Annotated in this window: 16 protein-coding genes; 6 read left to right on the top strand and 10 right to left on the bottom strand. The window is 30.0% G+C overall.

All coding sequences use genetic code 11. From position 1 onward, the window contains the following. Window positions 1–148 precede the first annotated feature (148 nt). From rpsA to H0I29_RS12245, 3 genes are all read left to right on the top strand, one after another. Entirely contained in the window at window positions 149–1,960 is a 1,812-nt protein-coding gene (gene rpsA / locus H0I29_RS12235) for a 30S ribosomal protein S1 (protein ID WP_218732957.1), read from the top strand. Between the two features lie 309 nt (window positions 1,961–2,269). Beyond that, a complete protein-coding gene (gene glmM / locus H0I29_RS12240; RefSeq protein WP_218752559.1) occupies window positions 2,270–3,661 on the top strand; it encodes a phosphoglucosamine mutase in 1,392 nt (463 codons plus the stop codon). Window positions 3,662–3,665: 4 nt separating this feature from the next. Next, on the top strand, window positions 3,666–4,526 hold the full coding sequence (locus H0I29_RS12245; RefSeq protein WP_254712621.1) for a hypothetical protein: 861 nt from the start codon (window positions 3,666–3,668) through the stop codon (window positions 4,524–4,526). 34 nt (window positions 4,527–4,560) lie between these two features. Here H0I29_RS12245 and H0I29_RS12250 read toward each other — a convergent pair whose 3' ends face one another. After that, window positions 4,561–5,451: a lysophospholipid acyltransferase family protein gene (locus H0I29_RS12250; RefSeq protein WP_218752560.1), complete on the bottom strand. Its 891-nt coding sequence runs from the start codon at window positions 5,449–5,451 to the stop codon at window positions 4,561–4,563. A gap of 11 nt (window positions 5,452–5,462) precedes the next feature. Continuing rightward, window positions 5,463–6,296, bottom strand: a complete 834-nt coding sequence (locus tag H0I29_RS12255) for a lysophospholipid acyltransferase family protein (protein ID WP_254712622.1) — start codon at window positions 6,294–6,296, stop codon at window positions 5,463–5,465. Between the two features lie 145 nt (window positions 6,297–6,441). Between H0I29_RS12255 and H0I29_RS12260 the strand changes: the two genes are divergently transcribed. The 3 genes from H0I29_RS12260 (at window position 6,442) to H0I29_RS12270 (ending at window position 8,966) form a co-directional block, all read left to right on the top strand. Then, window positions 6,442–7,098 (top strand): rhomboid family intramembrane serine protease, encoded by a 657-nt coding sequence (locus H0I29_RS12260; protein WP_218732961.1) that lies wholly within the window; start codon window positions 6,442–6,444, stop codon window positions 7,096–7,098. Between the two features lie 179 nt (window positions 7,099–7,277). Further along, window positions 7,278–7,823, top strand: coding sequence for a Smr/MutS family protein (locus tag H0I29_RS12265; RefSeq protein ID WP_218732962.1), 546 nt, complete (start codon window positions 7,278–7,280; stop codon window positions 7,821–7,823). A 9-nt stretch (window positions 7,824–7,832) separates the two neighbouring features. Next, complete coding sequence (locus H0I29_RS12270) at window positions 7,833–8,966, top strand: cysteine desulfurase family protein (RefSeq protein ID WP_218752561.1); 1,134 nt, start codon at window positions 7,833–7,835, stop codon at window positions 8,964–8,966. Between the two features lie 78 nt (window positions 8,967–9,044). Here H0I29_RS12270 and H0I29_RS12275 read toward each other — a convergent pair whose 3' ends face one another. From H0I29_RS12275 to ggt, 8 genes are all read right to left on the bottom strand, one after another. Further along, a complete protein-coding gene (locus tag H0I29_RS12275) occupies window positions 9,045–10,583 on the bottom strand; it encodes a hypothetical protein (RefSeq protein WP_218752562.1) in 1,539 nt (512 codons plus the stop codon). A gap of 80 nt (window positions 10,584–10,663) precedes the next feature. Next, window positions 10,664–11,473 carry a formate dehydrogenase accessory sulfurtransferase FdhD gene (fdhD, locus tag H0I29_RS12280; RefSeq protein WP_218752563.1) on the bottom strand — a complete coding sequence of 270 codons (810 nt, stop codon included), beginning with the start codon at window positions 11,471–11,473 and terminating at the stop codon, window positions 10,664–10,666. 191 nt (window positions 11,474–11,664) lie between these two features. Further along, window positions 11,665–12,864, bottom strand: coding sequence for a class I SAM-dependent methyltransferase (locus tag H0I29_RS12285; protein ID WP_218752564.1), 1,200 nt, complete (start codon window positions 12,862–12,864; stop codon window positions 11,665–11,667). A gap of 6 nt (window positions 12,865–12,870) precedes the next feature. Beyond that, window positions 12,871–13,953, bottom strand: a complete 1,083-nt coding sequence (locus H0I29_RS12290; protein WP_218752566.1) for an AI-2E family transporter — start codon at window positions 13,951–13,953, stop codon at window positions 12,871–12,873. After that, window positions 13,953–15,236: a hypothetical protein gene (locus H0I29_RS12295; protein ID WP_218752568.1), complete on the bottom strand. Its 1,284-nt coding sequence runs from the start codon at window positions 15,234–15,236 to the stop codon at window positions 13,953–13,955. The genes H0I29_RS12290 and H0I29_RS12295 overlap by 1 nt, the downstream gene beginning before the upstream one ends. Before the next feature lie 85 nt (window positions 15,237–15,321). Continuing rightward, window positions 15,322–16,191 (bottom strand): RluA family pseudouridine synthase, encoded by an 870-nt coding sequence (locus H0I29_RS12300; RefSeq protein ID WP_218752570.1) that lies wholly within the window; start codon window positions 16,189–16,191, stop codon window positions 15,322–15,324. After that, the gene (locus H0I29_RS12305) at window positions 16,191–16,613 is read right to left on the bottom strand and encodes a VOC family protein (RefSeq protein ID WP_218732970.1); all 423 of its coding nucleotides are present in this window, start codon (window positions 16,611–16,613) and stop codon (window positions 16,191–16,193) included. Before H0I29_RS12305 ends, H0I29_RS12300 begins: the two co-directional genes overlap by 1 nt. Window positions 16,614–16,644: 31 nt before the next feature. Beyond that, window positions 16,645–18,336, bottom strand: a complete 1,692-nt coding sequence (ggt, locus tag H0I29_RS12310; protein WP_218752572.1) for a gamma-glutamyltransferase — start codon at window positions 18,334–18,336, stop codon at window positions 16,645–16,647. Window positions 18,337–18,418: the final 82 nt, after the last annotated feature.

Genomic DNA, 18,418 nt, shown 5'->3' on the forward strand with positions numbered 1-18,418 from the left:
ATAAATCAAAACATTTTTGTAAATTTGCACTCCTTTTTACGAGAACAGATTTATAAAAGGAATATTTAAAACAATTTATAAAAACAACTCTTTGCGTTTATATCGTTAAAATCTGATAAACAATAAGATACAAAATTATTATTCAGAAATGTCTGAAGAAACAAAAAACACTGAAGAGCAGGTAGCTGCTACTGAAGTACAAGCAACAGCAACTCCAGCTGTAGATCCAACACAATTTTTAGCTGATTTTAACTGGCACAAATACGAACAAGGTATTGAAGCTGTTGATGAAGAAAAATTACAAGCATTTGAAAAAGCGTTAGAAGGAACTGTAGGTTTTGTAAACGAGCGTGACGTAATTGAAGGAACTGTAATCAGAATTACTGATAGAGATGCAATCATCGATATCAACTCTAAATCTGAAGGAGTTATTTCTTTAAACGAATTTCGTTACAACCAAGGTTTAAAAGAAGGAGATACTGTAGAAGTATTAGTTGACAAAAGAGAAGATTCTTCTGGTCAATTAGTATTATCTCACAAAAAAGCAAGAGTAATTAAAGCATGGGAACGTGTTAACAATGCTCATGAAACTGGTGAAGTAGTTAACGGTTTCGTTAAATGTAGAACTAGAGGTGGTATGATTGTAGATGTTTTCGGAATCGAAGCATTCTTACCAGGATCTCAAATTGACGTTAAGCCAATTAGAGATTACGATCAGTATGTTGAGAAAACAATGGAATTTAAAGTTGTTAAAATCAACCACGAATTTAAAAACGTTGTTGTATCTCATAAAGCTCTTATTGAAGCTGATATTGAATTACAGAAAAAAGAAATTATTGGTCAATTAGAAAAAGGACAAGTATTAGAAGGTATTGTTAAAAATATTACTTCTTATGGTGTCTTTGTTGATTTAGGTGGTGTAGACGGATTAGTACATATTACTGATTTATCTTGGTCTAGAATCAATCATCCAAATGAGGTTGTAGAATTAGATCAAAAATTAAACGTTGTAATTTTAGACTTTGATGATAACAAATCTAGAATTCAATTAGGATTAAAACAATTATCTGCTCATCCTTGGGAAGCTTTAAACAACGAATTAAAAGTTGGTGATAAAGTAAATGGTGAAGTTGTTGTTTTAGCTGATTATGGTGCGTTTGTAGAAGTAGAACAAGGAGTAGAAGGGTTAATTCACGTTTCTGAAATGTCTTGGTCAACTCACTTACGTTCTGCACAAGATTTCGTAAAAGTTGGAGATAAAGTTGAAGCTCAAATTTTAACTTTAGACCGTGAAGACCGTAAAATGTCTTTAGGTATCAAACAATTACATCCAGATCCTTGGACAGATATTACTACTAAATATCCTGTAGGTTCTACACACACTGGTACAGTTCGTAACTATACTAACTTTGGTGTATTCGTTGAACTAGAAGAAGGTATTGATGGTTTAGTTTATATCTCAGACTTATCTTGGACTAAGAAAGTGAAGCATCCTTCAGATTTTGTAACTGTTGGTGATAAACTAGAAGTACAAGTATTAGAATTAGATGTAGAGAACAGAAAGTTAAACTTAGGTCATAAGCAAACACAAGATAACCCTTGGGATGCACATGAAGCTACGTATGCAATCGGTTCTAAACATGAAGGAACAATCAAAGAAAAGAATGATAAAGGAGCAGTTGTAATTTTCGCTGATGGCGTAGAAGGATTTGCACCTACAAGATTCTTAGAAAAAGAAGATGGTTCTAAATTAGAAAAAGGAGACAAAATCGAATTTGTAGTTTTAGAATTCTCTAAAGAATACAGAAGAGTTGTTGTTTCTCATACATCTTTATTTAAAGAGCAAGAGAAAAGAAATGTGAAAGTTGCCGTTAAGAAAGCAGCAGAAGCAGAAAAAACTACCTTAGGAGATATTGGTGGTCTTGCAGCATTAAAGAAAAAAATGGAAGAAGGTAAATAATCATTTACATTTCTAATATATTTTAAAAGTCGATACAATTTGTATCGGCTTTTTTTGTGCTTTAGATTTTTAGTATTTAAAAATTTTAATTTTTGAATACTGAAAACTTTTTTTAGGGGCGTTCCTAAAAAGGTCGGGCTTTCCACACTCGCTTTTTTTAAGAAAAATAAAAAAGAGCTCAAACAAATACTTCAATCCCTAACGCACATTTTTGCTAACAAATAGCTTACATAAAATTTACAGCTCACTAATTTATTTAATCATTTAATAGAATTATATTTGTTCCGCTTAAAAAGACAAGTATATATTATGACATTAATAAAATCAATTTCAGGAATTAGAGGAACCATTGGCGGAAAAACGGTTGATAATTTAACCCCAATAGACGCTGTAAAGTTTGCCTCTGCATACGGAGCTTTTATTAAAGCAAGAAATGCAGATAAGAAAAAAATTAAAGTAGTAGTTGGTAGAGATGCTCGTATTTCTGGTAAAATGATTTCTAGTTTAGTTGCTAATACTCTAGTTGGTTTAGGAATAGATGTAATCGATTTAGGTTTATCTACAACACCAACTGTAGAAGTTGCTGTACCTTTAGAGAAAGCAGATGGAGGAATCATCTTAACCGCTTCTCACAACCCAAAGCAATGGAATGCTTTAAAACTTTTAAATGAAAAAGGAGAATTTTTAAATGGAGAAGAAGGAGAGCAGATTTTAGCTTTAGCAGAAAGTGAAGACTTTTCATTTGCAGAAGTAGATGATTTAGGTTCTTATAAAAAGAATAAAAAATACTTAAAAAAGCATATTAAAGAAGTTTTAAATCTTGACTTAGTAGATGTAAAAGCCATTAAAAAAGCAAAATTTAAAGTAGTTGTAGATGGAGTAAATTCTACAGGAGGAATTTTTATTCCTGCTTTATTAAAAAAATTAGGTGTTAAATGTGTAGAGTTATATTGTACACCAAATGGTGAGTTTCCTCACAATCCAGAACCTTTAAAAGAACACTTAACAGATATTTCTGAATTGGTGGTTAAAGAAAAAGCAGATTTCGGAATTGTAGTAGATCCAGATGTAGATCGTTTGGCTTTAATTTCTGAAGACGGTTCTATGTTTGGCGAAGAGTATACATTAGTTGCTTGTGCAGATTACGTTTTAGGAAAATTAGGTGGCGGAAACACCGTTTCTAACTTATCTTCTTCTAGAGCATTAAGAGATGTAACAGAAAAGCATGGTGGAACGTATACAGCTTCAGCAGTTGGAGAAGTAAATGTGGTTATCAAAATGAAAGAAACCAATACAGTAATTGGTGGAGAAGGAAACGGAGGAATTATTTACCCTGCTTCTCATTATGGTAGAGATTCTCTAGTTGGTGTCGCTTTGTTTTTATCTCATTTAGCAAATAAAAAAATATCTTGTAAAGAATTAAGAGATTCGTATCCAAGTTATTTTATGAGTAAAAATAAAATTCAGTTAACACCAGAAATAGATGTTGACAAAATTTTAGAAACCATGGCGTCTACCTATTCTAACGAAGATGTAAATACTATAGATGGTGTAAAAATTGATTTTGCAGACGAGTGGATTCACTTAAGAAAATCGAATACAGAGCCAATTATTAGAATCTATACAGAAGCAAAATCACAGCAAGCTGCAGATGATTTAGCCGTAAGATTTATCAATGAAATTAAAGCAATAATAGCATAGTATTTTGAAAACAAAAGTAATAATAGGTTCATTTTTATTAATGAGCATCTGTTCTTTTTCACAAGAAAATAGTACAGAAAATACTGACAATTTTAAAAATGTAGAGAAAATAACCAATAAAGGAAAATTCTTTTTTTATTGGGGGTGGAACAGGGCTAATTACTCTGATTCAGATATTCACTTTACTGGAGATAATGGTAGTTATGATTTTACTTTACGTAATGTAAAAGCAAAAGACAGACAAACTCCATTTAGTTTCAACGATTATTTAAATCCGGGTAGAATTACCATTCCTCAAAACAATTATAGAATAGGATATTTTTTAAAAGAAAATTATACGATTTCTATAGGTGTAGACCACATGAAATATGTAATGGTTGCAGACCAAACGGTAAAAATTGACGGAGAGATAAATGCAGGAACTCCATTTGATGGTGTTTATAATAATGATAATCAAATATTATCTGAAGATTTTTTACAGCTAGAACATACCGATGGTTTAAATTATGTAAATGTTGAGTTTAGAAGATTTGATGAAATTGGTCATTTAATAGGTTTAAATCATAAGAATTTTCAAATAAACCTTACGGAAGGTTTAGGAGCCGGAATTTTGTATCCAAGAACAGATGTTAAGTTATTTGATCAAGAAAGACATGATGAGTTTCATATTGCAGGTTACGGTACTTCAGCTGTTATTGGACTAGATTTTACATTCTTTAAATATTTCTATATCCAATCAGATTTAAAGTTTGGTTATATTTATATGCCAGATGTTAAAACGACTTATAATCCAAATGATGGAGCTTCTCAAAGTTTTACTTTTTTCCAAAGAAATATACTTATTGGAGGAAGGTTTAATTTGTAAAAGAAATAAAAATCTACTAAAAGTGCCAAAAGGATTATAAAAATTCTTTTGGCACTTTGTCTTTATGTTTAAAACGTTTGTGAGACCATAAATATAATTCTGGTTGTAGCCTTATATTTTCTTCGGTTATTTTGGTGTATTTATCCGTAATTTGATAATCATCAAAATCTCTAGGTGTTTCCGTTATTAATTGAAATTCAATTTCATAATACCCTCTTTTTACTTTTCTTGCCACATAGTTAATTACAACAAAGTCGAACTTTTTTGCAAGCATTTCTGCACCAGTATGTATCGGTACTTTTACACCAAAAAACTCACTCCAATAATACGTTTTATGAGGTTGTGGAGACTGGTCGCTTAGTAAAATATAAGCAGCTTGTAGGTTATTGTCAATGTTTTTTTGAATATTAAGAATTGTTTCAGAGGTTTTATAACCATCAATACCAAACCGTTTTCTACTCTTTTTAATCGCTTTCTCGTAATACTTGTTTTGTATTTTAGTATATGCGCCTAAAATTGTTGTTTCTAAAGCAAGTGGCATACTTGTAGACCATTCCCAGTTAGCTTGATGTGCTCCAACAATTATAATACCTCTTTTCTTTTTGCTATAATTATCTACTAATTCTGGATTTAAAAATTTGTAACGTTTTTTTATCTCCTTCTCACTAATAGAAAAGTATTTGACACTTTCTACAACCAAGTCTGTAAAATGTTTAAAGAATTTTTTAGAAATTAATGCTATTTCATCTTCAGATTTTTCAGGGAAAGCAAGATGTAAGTTTGCTAAAACGACTTCTTTTCTGTAGCGGAAAACATAATATACTAGAAAGAAAAAAAAGTCCGAAATAATATATAAAACTCTCATTGGTAATATAGAGAGCAGTAAAATTAATGGATATGTAAGTACAAAACTTAATAATTGCATATAGTTGTTATTTATGATGGTAATATCGGAACTTTATCTCTATGTTTAAAACGTTTGTGAGACCATAAATAAACTTCAGGTTGATTTCTAATATTTCTTTCAGTTATTTCGATAAATTTATCTGTAAGTTGGTAATTTTTATACTCTTTTGGATTTTCTGTAATCAATTCAAATTCAACTTCATAATAACCTCTTTTAATTTTTCTGGTCGTCCAGTATACAAAAGACATATCGTATCTTTTAGCTAGAGTTTCTGCACCTATATGAATTGGTACTTTTATTCCCATAAATTCAGCCCAATAATGAGTGTTCTTTAGTTGTGGAGATTGATCGCTTAACAAAATATAAATACCTTGTTTTTTATTTACAAAATTTCGATGAAGGTTTCTAATTGTGTCTGAGGTTCTATATAAGGTTCCGCCAAACTTAGAACGAGACATTTTAATTACTTTTTCGAAGTGCTTGTTTTGTACTTTGGTATACGCAGCATAAAAATCTGGTTTTTTAATTTGTAAAGGTAAGCCTGTCAACCATTCCCAATTTGCTTGATGTATTCCTACTAAAGAAATACTTTTTCCGTTTTTAGCAACCTCTTTTAGTAAATCAATGTTTTTATATTTAATTCTTTTAGAAATTTCTTTTTCAGAAATTGTAAAAGTCTTTATACTTTCTACAATAAAATCAGTTAAATGTTTAAGAAAACCTTTACTAATTTTTATAATTTCTTCCTCACTTTTTTCAGGAAAAGCTAAATGTAAATTCTCTAAAACTACTTTTTTTCTATAGCCAATAATGTAATAGTTTAAGAGATATAGTCCATCCGAAATTATGTACAATATCTTCATAGGAAGTTTAGATATTAACCAAATAAACGGGTATATAAGACTAAAAACAATTAAATGCATGGAGTATTATTTTAAGTATGCAAATATCGGATATAAATTTAAAATGGAGTAGCATTAGTAAATCAGATTTCAGTAATTTTGCTTTATGATGAACAATATAAATCAAGCAGTATTAATACTGATTATTGCCAATGTTTTGGTTTCTATGAAAGGGTTTAATGATTACTCTTTTTTAGATAAATATAAGTTTCAAGTAGGTAAAGTTTTATCTGGTGAAAAAATAAGAACCTTAACTTCGGGTTTTTTACATGTAGACTGGCTGCATTTAGGTTTTAATATGTATGCTCTATATCTTTTTGGAGATATTGTTGCTCAGATTTTAGGGATTCCTGGTTTTTTAGTAATCTATTTTGGAAGTTTATTATCAGGTAGTTTGTACTCACTTAAATATCACAAAAATGAACCTTATTATAGTGCTGTAGGAGCTTCTGGAGCGGTTTCTGGTATTGTGTATGCTTCCATACTTTTATACCCTGCAATGGAATTGTATTTGTTTTTTATTCCAATACCAATTCCTGGTTATATTTTTGGGGTTGGGTATTTATTATATTCAATTTACGGAATGAAAAAGCAATTGGGTAACGTTGGGCATTCTGCACATTTAGGTGGAGCAATTGGTGGTTTTGCTATTACACTTTTATTAAATCCGTCTTTATTTGAGACAAATAAGATTTTAGTAATCTCATTAGGGATTCCTATTATATTGTTACTCCTTTTTGGTGATAAATTAAAAAGTTTATAAAAAAGAACCGATTGTTTAATAGGATTAACTCCTTATATACTGTACTTCTTTCAGTATCTTAACGTGTTAAGTAATCAGAATTTATACTTATTTTAGAGAGAAACCTTTTTAGCTTGTTACTTTTGTAATAAATTTACTTTCTAAAAATAACTGATAATAAAATTAAGTCAAGATAAAGAATGAGTTTAAAAATTGGAAATAAAGTAGCTGTTTTAGATGATGTTCTAAAAGGAAATGTCATCGGTATTAATGGTACTGAAATTTCTGTAGAAACTACCGATGGTATGATTTTTAAATTCAATGCATCAGAATTAGTTCGAATTGATGTAGAGCAACATGAGTTGTCTAAGTTTAGTGATATTAATAATTCACTATTAAAAGATAAAATTGCACAGAATAAACCAAAGAAAAGTTTATTTAAAAAAGAAAAGAAAGAAGTGATTTTAGAAGTCGATTTGCATATAAGTAAACTGACGAAGTCTACAAGAAACATGGATAATTACGATATGTTAAACCTACAATTAGACACTGCAAAAAGTAAAATTGAGTTTGCCATAGCTAAAAGAATCGCTAAAGTAGTTTTTATACATGGAGTTGGAGAAGGTGTTTTAAGATCTGAACTTTTAAGATTATTAAATAAATATCCAGTAAAATTTTATGATGCTTCTTATAAGAAATATGGCTTAGGAGCTACAGAAGTTTATATTTTTCAAAACCCTATTTAATTTTAAGTTATGAAAACCGTTTATTTAGATAACGCAGCAACCACTCAAATAGATGACCAAGTTATAGAGGTAATGCATACGTCTATGAAGAGTAATTATGGAAATCCATCATCTATTCATCAATTTGGTAGAAAAGCAAAATCTGCGGTAGAAACTGCTAGAAAGAATATTGCAAAGCATTTTAATGTAACGGCCAGCGAAATTATTTTTACTGCTGGTGGCACAGAAGCAGATAATTTAATATTGCACAATGCTGTTTTTAACCTTGGAGTTAAAAGAATTATTACGACTAAAATAGAGCATCATGCCGTTTTACATACGTGTTTTCATTTAGAAAAAAATCATAACATACTTGTAGATTATGTAAATCTTGATGAATTTGGAACTGTGGATACTGTTCATCTAGAACAGCTTTTATCAGCATCAGAAGATAAAACGTTGGTAAGTTTAATGTTGATTAACAATGAAATAGGTAATATTTTAGATATTGATGAAGTTACCGAGATTTGTATAAAGAATAATGCCTTATTTCATTCGGATACCGTACAAGCGATAGGTCACTATAATATTGATTTACAGAAAATATCGTTAGATTTTATGGTATCGAGTGCACATAAGTTTCATGGCCCAAAAGGAGTAGGTTTTGCCTTTTTTAGAAAAGGATTTGGAATTTTACCAATGCTTCATGGTGGCGAACAAGAGATGGGTGCAAGGTCTAGTACAGAAAATGTACATGCTATTTTAGGGATGGAAAAAGCATTGGAAATTGCTGTTTCTAGTTTAGAGGAAGATAAAAATTACATTGAGAATTTAAAAAAGTATTTTATTTTTGAATTAAAGAGTATTTCAGAAGACATTCAATTTAACGGACTTTCTTCAGATATTGAAAATAGCAGTTATACCATTTTAAATGTGCGTTTTCCTTTTACCAATGATATGCTTTTATTTAGTTTAGACATGGCTGGAATAGCTATTTCTGGAGGAAGTGCCTGCCAAAGTGGAAGTAATAAAGGTTCTCACGTATTACAAGAAATATTAAATGATACTGATGCAAATAAAACCTCAGTTCGTTTTTCTTTTTCTAAATATACAACCAAAGAAGAAATTGATTTTGTTGTTAAATATTTAGAAACTGCGATATAAGTAAAATACATTAAATCTATTAAAGATATCAATAGCACTACTTAAATACATAGTTTAAGTAGCGCTATTTTTTTTTCATTATTTCAATTTTAAAAAAGAGATGTTATACTTTAAACCAAGGTTGATAAATGGGCTGCTTAGTTCGCCTCCTCTTGCTTTTACATAACCTGCAGCTGCTCTTAAATTTAAGGTTTTAGAAAGCTCATAATCGAATCCTAAACTTGGTTTTATAATTAAACCTTGTCCTGTGGCAATACCACCACCACCTGCAGCACCACCTAATAGTTGTGCAAATAAAGAAGTAGAATCATTAAATAAAGGATTCGTTTTTAAACCTGCACCAACCAAACCTTCACCATAAGCACCTGCATTACCAAAATTGGCAAAAGAAGTTTGACCAGCAACATATACATTTTTATTTAAATCTAAATTTACTTGTAAAGAAATTTGATGCATGTGTTCTGTAGGGGCATCCATTCTTTTTGCATTAAAGTACATGTCTTGCTTTACAATGACTTCAAAGCCTTTAAATTTCCCTTTTGTAAAGGTTGCGTTGTCGGTATTTATTCCATTTCTCTCTATATAATATTTAATTCCGACACCAAAAGAAGAAGTGTAAAAATCTTTATTCGGAGTTAAGAGATAGCCCTTATTAACAGAGACATAAATGTCTTTAAATAATTGTTGTTCTATAGATAAATCAGGATAAAATAAGAAACCACCTTTACTATCTACACCACCACCACCACCAGCACCAATACCAAATTTTGCTAAAATATTGGTTCTATTTCTGTTCATTGATAAATGATAACCTCCACCAAGTAAAACATCCATATAACCTGCTCTAATACCATCGTAAGCACCATCTACTTTTAAAAATGTAAACCAATTTTTGTTTAAGTAAGAAGTATATTCAAATCCGGCTAATTTTATGGTTTTACCTTCTAAAACTTGATCATCTGTAGATTTAGCCTTGCTTAAAACCTTTAAATTGTTAAAGTGAACCATTAAAGAATTTCTTTTTGGATTTTGATTCCAACTAGTATTATTAAAATGATCTAAATCTATTTCTTTTTCTGCTGATTTATAATCTGAATATTCAAAATCTAAAGGAATTTCTAAAGCTACATTTAGTTGATGCCCTTTAATTTTTCCACCATCAAAAAAGTTAACATAACTCCAACCTCCGTTTATTGAAAAGTTTTTAAAGTCATAACCTAAATTAAAATGAGGTAATATAAAAGCACCACCGCCATCAAGAGCACCTGCGCCACCACCGCCACCAAAGTGAAAACCGGTATCCACATATAATTTATTAGAAAAATATTTTTTAAGACCTGCGTTTACTCCCAAAGTAAAAAAACCACCTCGTATTCCTGCAATAGAACCATAGAGCCCAACACCTGTATAGAATTCATCACCTAAAAATAGATTATAATTGATCCCTGTTAGTCCCATATTGGGTTCTTTGGAAGTTTCTATAATAGGCATATCAATAGAAAGGAAATCTATTTTAGCAAACCCTTTTTGAGTAAGTTTCTTCGGAGTATTTTCTGTTTGAGAAAATAATAGTTGGTTAGAAATTAGAACTACAAGTAAAAAAATAATCTTTTTCATAAGGTGATTTTTATCTTTTTTTAATGGTGATAATTACTGTTTTGGAAGCTGGAGTATTGCTAATATCTGCTTTTCTGTTTTTAGACATAGCTTTTCGTTTTTTCAACAAATGAAGGATTTGAATAAATGGTCATTTTTTGTTCTCTTGTAAAACCGATTAAGCAAATACCAAATTCTTTTGCAAAATCTACAGCTAAAGAAGAGCAGGCAGAGACTGCTACAATAATTGGAATTTTTGCAATAAATGCTTTCGAAACAATTTCGTAAGAAACGCGTCCGCTTACCAATAAATATTTAGCATGCTTTAAATAGTCTTTTATCAATAAATCTCCAATTACTTTATCTACAGCATTATGTCTTCCAATATCTTCTTTAACGGTTAAAAACTCATGGTTTCTATTAAAAATTGCTGCTGCATGACTACCACCAGAGTTTTTAAAAGTATGCTGAAAACTATTCATTTTTAAAAACATTTCATGTAAAACAGTACTAGAAAAAGTAGTTGTTTTAGTTCGTTTTTCTCCTTCAACATTATTGTCTTTTAGCTCATTTTTTTCACAAATTCCGCAAGAAGAAACAGAGAGCAATGTTCTTTTATTTAAATATCCTTTACCTAATACTTCTTTAGAAATAGTAACATTTATAATCGTCGGAATTTCATTTTCTTCCTTAACTATGTTAAAAATTAAAGTTTTGTCACTTTTATAAATATCTTCAGCAAAAAGCAATCCTCTTATTAATGCTTTGTCATTATCTGGTGTTCTCATAACTACAGTATAAGGCTCATCATTAATGTTAATTTGTAAAGCAGCTTCTACAACCAAAACATCCTGAATTGAAGTCTGTGCGTTTTGATTAATTTTTAGTGCTTGATAGGTGCTTGTTTGCATGTTTAGAAAGGTTAAGCCTTCCATACAAAATTACTGAAAAAAGTAGTGTAAAAAAACAAAAGTCTCGAAAGTGAATTCGAGACTTTTTATTTAAGTGTTTTAAGCCCCTAATCAAAAAACACTTAAAGTGTTTGTAAACTTAGTAATAAAACTTAATAAAATGTTGAAAAATGAATTTAATTTATTAACATTTAGTTGTTTAGGATCTGTTTGTGTTGTTCTTTCTTACAAAGAATAACAATATACTCAGTAGTATTAAGTGTTGTAAAGAATAAATATGTATTTCCACCGTCTTTAATTTTGGTTTCTTTTCTAATTTGAGCGACCGTTTTTGGGAAATTTCTTGTGGTAATATTTGCTTTGTTTTCTACAACTAATTTTTTAAGTTTCTTTTTATCGTAACTTAAAACGTTTTCTATTTTAAAGACCCTTCCAGGAAAATCAATGATTTCATCAGAGGTATATAAATGAGAATGTTGTTGTAATTTAAAAACTTTCAATTGTTGTGAAACTTCATGAAAACCTCCAGATTTTAAAATAGCAGCATTGGGTTCATATAAATAGGAGCGTGGTTTAGAATATTCAGAATTTACTGCTTCTTTATAATTAAAGTTAAAAGTTTGTATCTCTTTTTTACCAATATTTACGGTTTTGATTTTTATTGGATCACTATACTCTTTTTCTAATAAAAATAACAATTCTTTCACCTCATTATTAAAGGCAATAATATGAATTTCTTTTACAAATTTTAATTCATTTATTGTACTTGTAATGTCTAAAATAGGTGAATTTTTAATGAGTATTTGATTGGTTTTAGTAAAAAGGAAATCGATGTTTTCTGGAACATTCGGTAAACAATCATTTAGTAAGAACACCTTTCCTTTTAGATCATTTCTTCTTGAGGGATCTATGTAAATACAATCAAGATTTGCTTTGTGATTTTTTAGATATTCAAGACCATCACCAGAAAAAGTAGTGATGTTTTTTACCTTTAATTGCAGGTAGTTATGTTTTACAATTTTAGATAAATCTTCATTAATTTCACAATGAATAACTTCTTTAAATTGTTTTGAAAAATAAAAACAATCTACTCCAAAACCTCCTGTAATATCTATAATTGAACTTCCTGAAACCAAGTTACTTTTATAAGCAGCGGTAATTTCTGAAGAGGTTTGTTCTATACTTATTTTAGGCGGATAATAAATATTTTCTGTAGAAAACCAGCTTTCAAGTTTGTGTTCAGATTTTTGCTTAGCTACAATTTGATTGGCTAATTCTTGTACAGAAATATCTTTAAATGGACTTCCTTTTAAAATCAGTTTTGTAATGTTTGATTTTAAATTATCAGTAATAAATTGCTGAATTTTTGGACTTAAAATGGCTTTGTTCAAAAGAAATTAGAGGTCTTTAGTTAATGATTTTACTATTTTATTATCAGCCAAAAACTCTTTTAAAATTACTTTTAACGCAGTGTATAAAGGTACAGCAGTAATCATACCTACAACACCAAAAAGTAGGCCTCCAATAATGATTATTAAGAAAATTTCTAACGGATGAGATTTTGTTGTCTTAGAAAATATAATTGGCTGACTCGCAAAATTGTCAATTAATTGTGCAATTAGATAACCAGTCATTACATACATGGTTGTTGGTAAAATTTCTGATTGAAAATCTAATCCAATATTACTTGTCATCGATAAAATAAACATAATTACGGCGCCAATTAAGGGACCAACGTACGGAATTAGGTTTAACAAAGCACATAAAAAAGCAATGACGACGGCGTTATTAATTCCAAAAATTAGTAAGATAATAGTGTATATGATAAATAGGATTGTAATTTGAGAAATTAGTCCAATAAAATATCTAGACAATAAATTATTAATGGTATCTAAAGATTTAGAAAACCTGCTTTCATTGCCTTCTGGGACTATTACCATCACGCCATTTTTAAGCAAGTGACTATCTTTCATAAAAAAGAAAGATATAAATAATACTGAAAATAAACCAACACTTATAGTACCTACTGCACCTAAAACAGCATTTAAGAAATCAGGGATTTCTTTAAATTGAGAAATAAAATCTACATTTTTTAATTCACCCAAAACATCTATTCCTCTAGAAGAAAAATAGCCGGTAATTTGGTTAAAAATTTCTTGAATATTTGCTTCAAGTTTATCCACCTCAAGCAAAGATAAATTTTGGCCTTGCTCAGTAATTAAAGGAATAAACATTAAAATTAAACCTGTTAATAGGCTTAACATAAAAATCATGGTAAATACAACAGCAAGTGTGTTTGGAAACTTTAATTTTGCTCTTAGAAAAATAATGATAGGTCTGGCAACCAACGATAAAATACTTGCAATTATAATATAGATAATTACAGATTGAATGGTGTATAAGAAATAACCAAGAAGAAAAATCCCTAAAAGTATTCCTATAGCCCTTAAAATTCCGCTGGCAATTGTTTTAGATTTCATTAATTATATCCTTTTACTTTACCCATACTTAAAATATTACCATTACCAAAAGTATGATTAGTTGGTAACAAAGTACCACTTTCTGTAGTGATCCAATCTTGCCAAGTAGCAGAAACACCATCCATTTTCATGCTTGGTACAAACATTTTATAGCTTTTAGGTACAAAATTAGAATCTAAAATCCACAAATAAGAATCACCAGGTGTAGAACCTCCTGTTGTATATTTTACTAACAACGCGTCTTTATGATCTACTTGCTGTATGCTTCTTATAATTCCGTTTTCAAATAATTTATGCGGAGCAACTAACCAAAAAGAATCATTGTTAAAAATATCCCAAGCTTTTTTTACAATAGTTGTATCTGCTTTTTCTTGTTTTTTGTTGTTGATAAACACACTGCTATTTTCTCTATTTCTAGGATATAAATGTACACGAATGCTATCCCAAGAAACGTCTACAATATGTTTTTCTTTGTCCCATTTAAAATGTCTTTTTTCTCCAAAGCTCCATTCTATAAAACGAGTGTTTTTGTATGCTTCATGTTTTATCGCTTTTAAAATATTATTAGCAAGAATATCTGCTTTACTATTTTCCGACGTTACTTCTCCCATACTTATTTCTAAACCAAATATAGATAGTTCATGTTTAGTTGGTAATTTGATACCCGTTTTGGTGTCTTTTAAATCAGACCAAGTTGCAGAAACGCCACCAATAGGTATTATTGAAGTCCACATTTTGAAAGAAGTTGGTAAATAGTTTTCATCTAAAAACCATAGATAAGAATCTCCAGGAGTAGAACCTCCAGAAGTGTAGGTAATTAATAAGGCATCTTTATCATTGTATTTTACAAGGCGCCTTTCTGTTCCAGCATCAAAAACTTTATAAGGAGCTACTAACCAAAAAGAATCGTTATTAAAATAGTCTTGTGCTTGTTTTATAATTTTTGGATCTGGATTTTCAACAGCAATTCCTTTAAAGTCTACAAGGCTTTTTTGCGGTTCATTTAAAAATAAATGAACGGTATTTTCGTTCCATTTTACAATAACAACATTTGTTCTTTTAATCCATTTATAATGATGTTCATTTCTAAAACTCCATTCTAGTATTTCTGTGTTTTTGTAGGCATCAATATTTAATGCATTTAACATTTTTTCTGCTAAAGCATCGGCTTCTTTACCTTGTTTTCCTTCTGGTAAAGGTTCGTTTGTAGCAAAATAATAGATTCCTGCAGAAACAATTATTAGTAATAAAATAATTCCAATAATTTTAAAAAGCTTCTTCATTTTGTGATTTTATAATAAGTGGCTAAATTAATCTTTTTAGAATGAAGAAACTATGTGTTGGCTTTATTATAAGTTAATAAGGTTTTTAAAACGATAGTTCTTTAAATATTTTATTAAATTTCTTTGGAAGTTCTTTTGATATAGAAATAGTTTTTTTTGTAAAAGGATGCACAAAATCTAAAGTTGCTGCATGTAAATACAAGCCTTTTCCATTTAAAACTTTACCTTCTAAAAAGTACTCTTTATCACCTAAAATAGGATTTTCTAAAGAAAATAAATGTTTTCTAAGTTGGTGTTTTCTTCCTGTTTTTGGTGATAATTTCACCAAGTTTAAAAATTCAAAACGTTCTGAAATTACAGTATGTAAAACTTTAAAATCTGTTTTAGATTCTTTTTTATCAATAGGAAGTTTTATAGTTCCTTCTGAGTTCATTTTGCCAATAGTAACAGCAAAATAGGTTTTCTGAATTTCTTTCTCTTTAAATAATTTCCCTAATGCTGTAATTGCTGTGCTTGTTTTACCTATTAATAAAAGTCCGCTTGTAGGATAATCTAACCGATGAATTGGTTGTGGTTTTACTGCATCAGCTAAAGTACTTTTTTTAAGGTTTTGTGCCAATCCGTTGGCAATGGTTACAAACTTATTACCACTCACTAAAATACCTGCAGGTTTGTAAACAACGGCTAAAGTTTCGTCTTCAAATAAAACCTCAATATATAGTTTTAGTCTTTCAAATGTTGATGAGTTTTCAGACTCAAAAAGTTCTATTTTTTCTCCTCCAGAAATGTATTTAGATGTGGTTGCTAAACTTCCTTCAATAAAAATAAGTCCTTTTTTAATAGCTTTTTTAATACCAGATTTTGTGGGGATTGTGTTAAAAATACCAACGCTATATTCTTGAAAACGAATTGGTTTTTCTAACTTTTCTACAATATGAGTTTCTATTAATTGCATTATTTAGCAAATAATTGATTCATATCTTGAAAAGCTTTAAACTCTAAAGCATTATTTTCTGGGTCTTTAAAAAACATGGTTGCTTGTTCACCTACTTTTCCTTTAAAACGAATACAAGGTTCAATTTCAAATTTTGTGTTAACAGACATTAAACGCTCTGCTAAAGAATGCCAATCTTCCCAAGTTAAAACAACTCCAAAATGCGGAACCGGAACATCATGACCATCAACAGGATTTGTAACAGCTTTTGTTGGTACATATTCTTCTTTTTGGTGAATTACTAATTGATGTCCGAAGAAATTAAAATCTACCCATTGTTCTGTACTTCTGCCTTCTTCGCAGTTTAAAATATCTCTGTAAAAGGTTCTGCATTTTTCTAAGTCTTGTACTGGAATTGCTAAGTGAAATGGTTGTACTTGCATACGTTTTATAGTTTATTTTTATTAAAATTCATTAAAATCCTACGGCTGTATCATCTCCACGTTTATCTGCTCCACCTTCTAAACTTGTGTCGGGTAAAACTAAAATTGCAGAAACTTTACCAATAATTCTAGAAGTAGTTTCATCAATGGTATATCCAAGGTCTTTTAATTCTGAGATTACTTGTTTGTCAAAACTATTCGGCTCCATTTTAACTACATCTGGCAGCCATTGGTGATGAAATCTCGCAGCATTTACCGCTTCTTGCATTCCCATTTTATATTCATGAACATTTAGGATAGTTTGTAAAACAGATGTTATTATGGTAGATCCACCAGGGGTTCCGACTACCATAAAAAGTTTGCCGTTTTTTTCAACAATAGTTGGTGTCATAGAACTCAACATTCTTTTTTCTGGATGAATTTCATTGGCTTTTGCACCAATTAAACCAAACATGTTTGGCACACCAGGTTTGCTGCTAAAATCGTCCATTTCATTATTGAAAAAGAAACCTAATTCAGGTGAATATAATTTAGAACCATAAGCACCGTTTAAAGTTGTGGTTACAGAAACGGCATTTCCAAATTGATCTACAATTGAATAATGGGTAGTTTCATTACTTTCTATAACTTCTATATTTCCATGAGAAACATCGGCTGATTTTGTTGCTCTTTCAAAAGAAAAATCTGCCATTCTTTCTTTAGCATATGTTTTAGAAATTAGTTTTTGTTGTGGTACGGTAACAAAATCTGGATCTCCTAAAAAGAAACTTCTATCTGCATACGCACGTCTTTCTGCTTCAGTAATAACTTGAATAGATTTTGTTGTATTATGCCCAAATTTATCTACATCAAAAGGCTCAATCGCTTTCATTATTTGTGCCAAAGCAACACCTCCACTTGATGGGGGAGACATCGAAATTACTTTTAAGTCATCATAGGTAAAAGTAACAGGAGTTCTCCATTTAGCCTCGTATTTTGCTAAATCTTCTAAAGTGATGATTCCTCCATTTGCTTGAATAAAATTGACTATTTTTTTAGCAGTTTCTCCTTTGTAAAATTCATCTAATCCATTTTGTTGAATACGGATTAACGTTTCTGCTAACGCAGGATATTTAATGGTGTCATTTTCTTTCCAGTTTTTATTAAAAGGAATGGAATCTTTATTTGCTTTTAAAAATAAAGATTGATAAGTTTTAATTCTATCTTCTTGCTTTTTAGTTACTACAACTCCTCGTTTAGCTAAAGCGATAACAGGCTTTAAAATTTCTGACATCGGCATTATTCCAAATTTTTTATGAGTAGTAAAAATACCTGCTAATGTTCCTGGAACTCCAACTGCCATTGCTCCTAAAGTACTTTTTTCTTTTACAACATTGCCTTCATTGTCTAAATACATGTCTCTGCTGGCGGCTAATGGTGCTTTTTCTCTATAATCTAACGCGCCAATTTCTCCATCTGCTTTTCGGTAGACCATAAAACCACCACCACCAAGGTTTCCTGCAAATGGGTATGCAACTGCCAAAGCTAAATCTGTAGCAGCCATTGCATCAAAAGCATTTCCACCTTTTTTAAGAATGTCAGAGCCAATTTTAGAAGCTTCAATTCTTGCAGAAACAACCATAGCCTTTTGAGTGATTAGACCTGTAGTATTTTCTTTTTGTTCTGCAGTCTTACAGTTTATCATTAAAAGTGAAAGACTAAAAAGTAAAATTATTTTTTTCATAAGGTTGGTGTTAAGTTCTTTAATTTGTTTAGAAGGAGTAATACTTCAATTTAAAACTTCTTCCTATTAGTTATGCAAAATA

Source organism: Polaribacter sp. R2A056_3_33, from assembly GCF_019278485.1.
GTDB lineage: Bacteria > Bacteroidota > Bacteroidia > Flavobacteriales > Flavobacteriaceae > Polaribacter.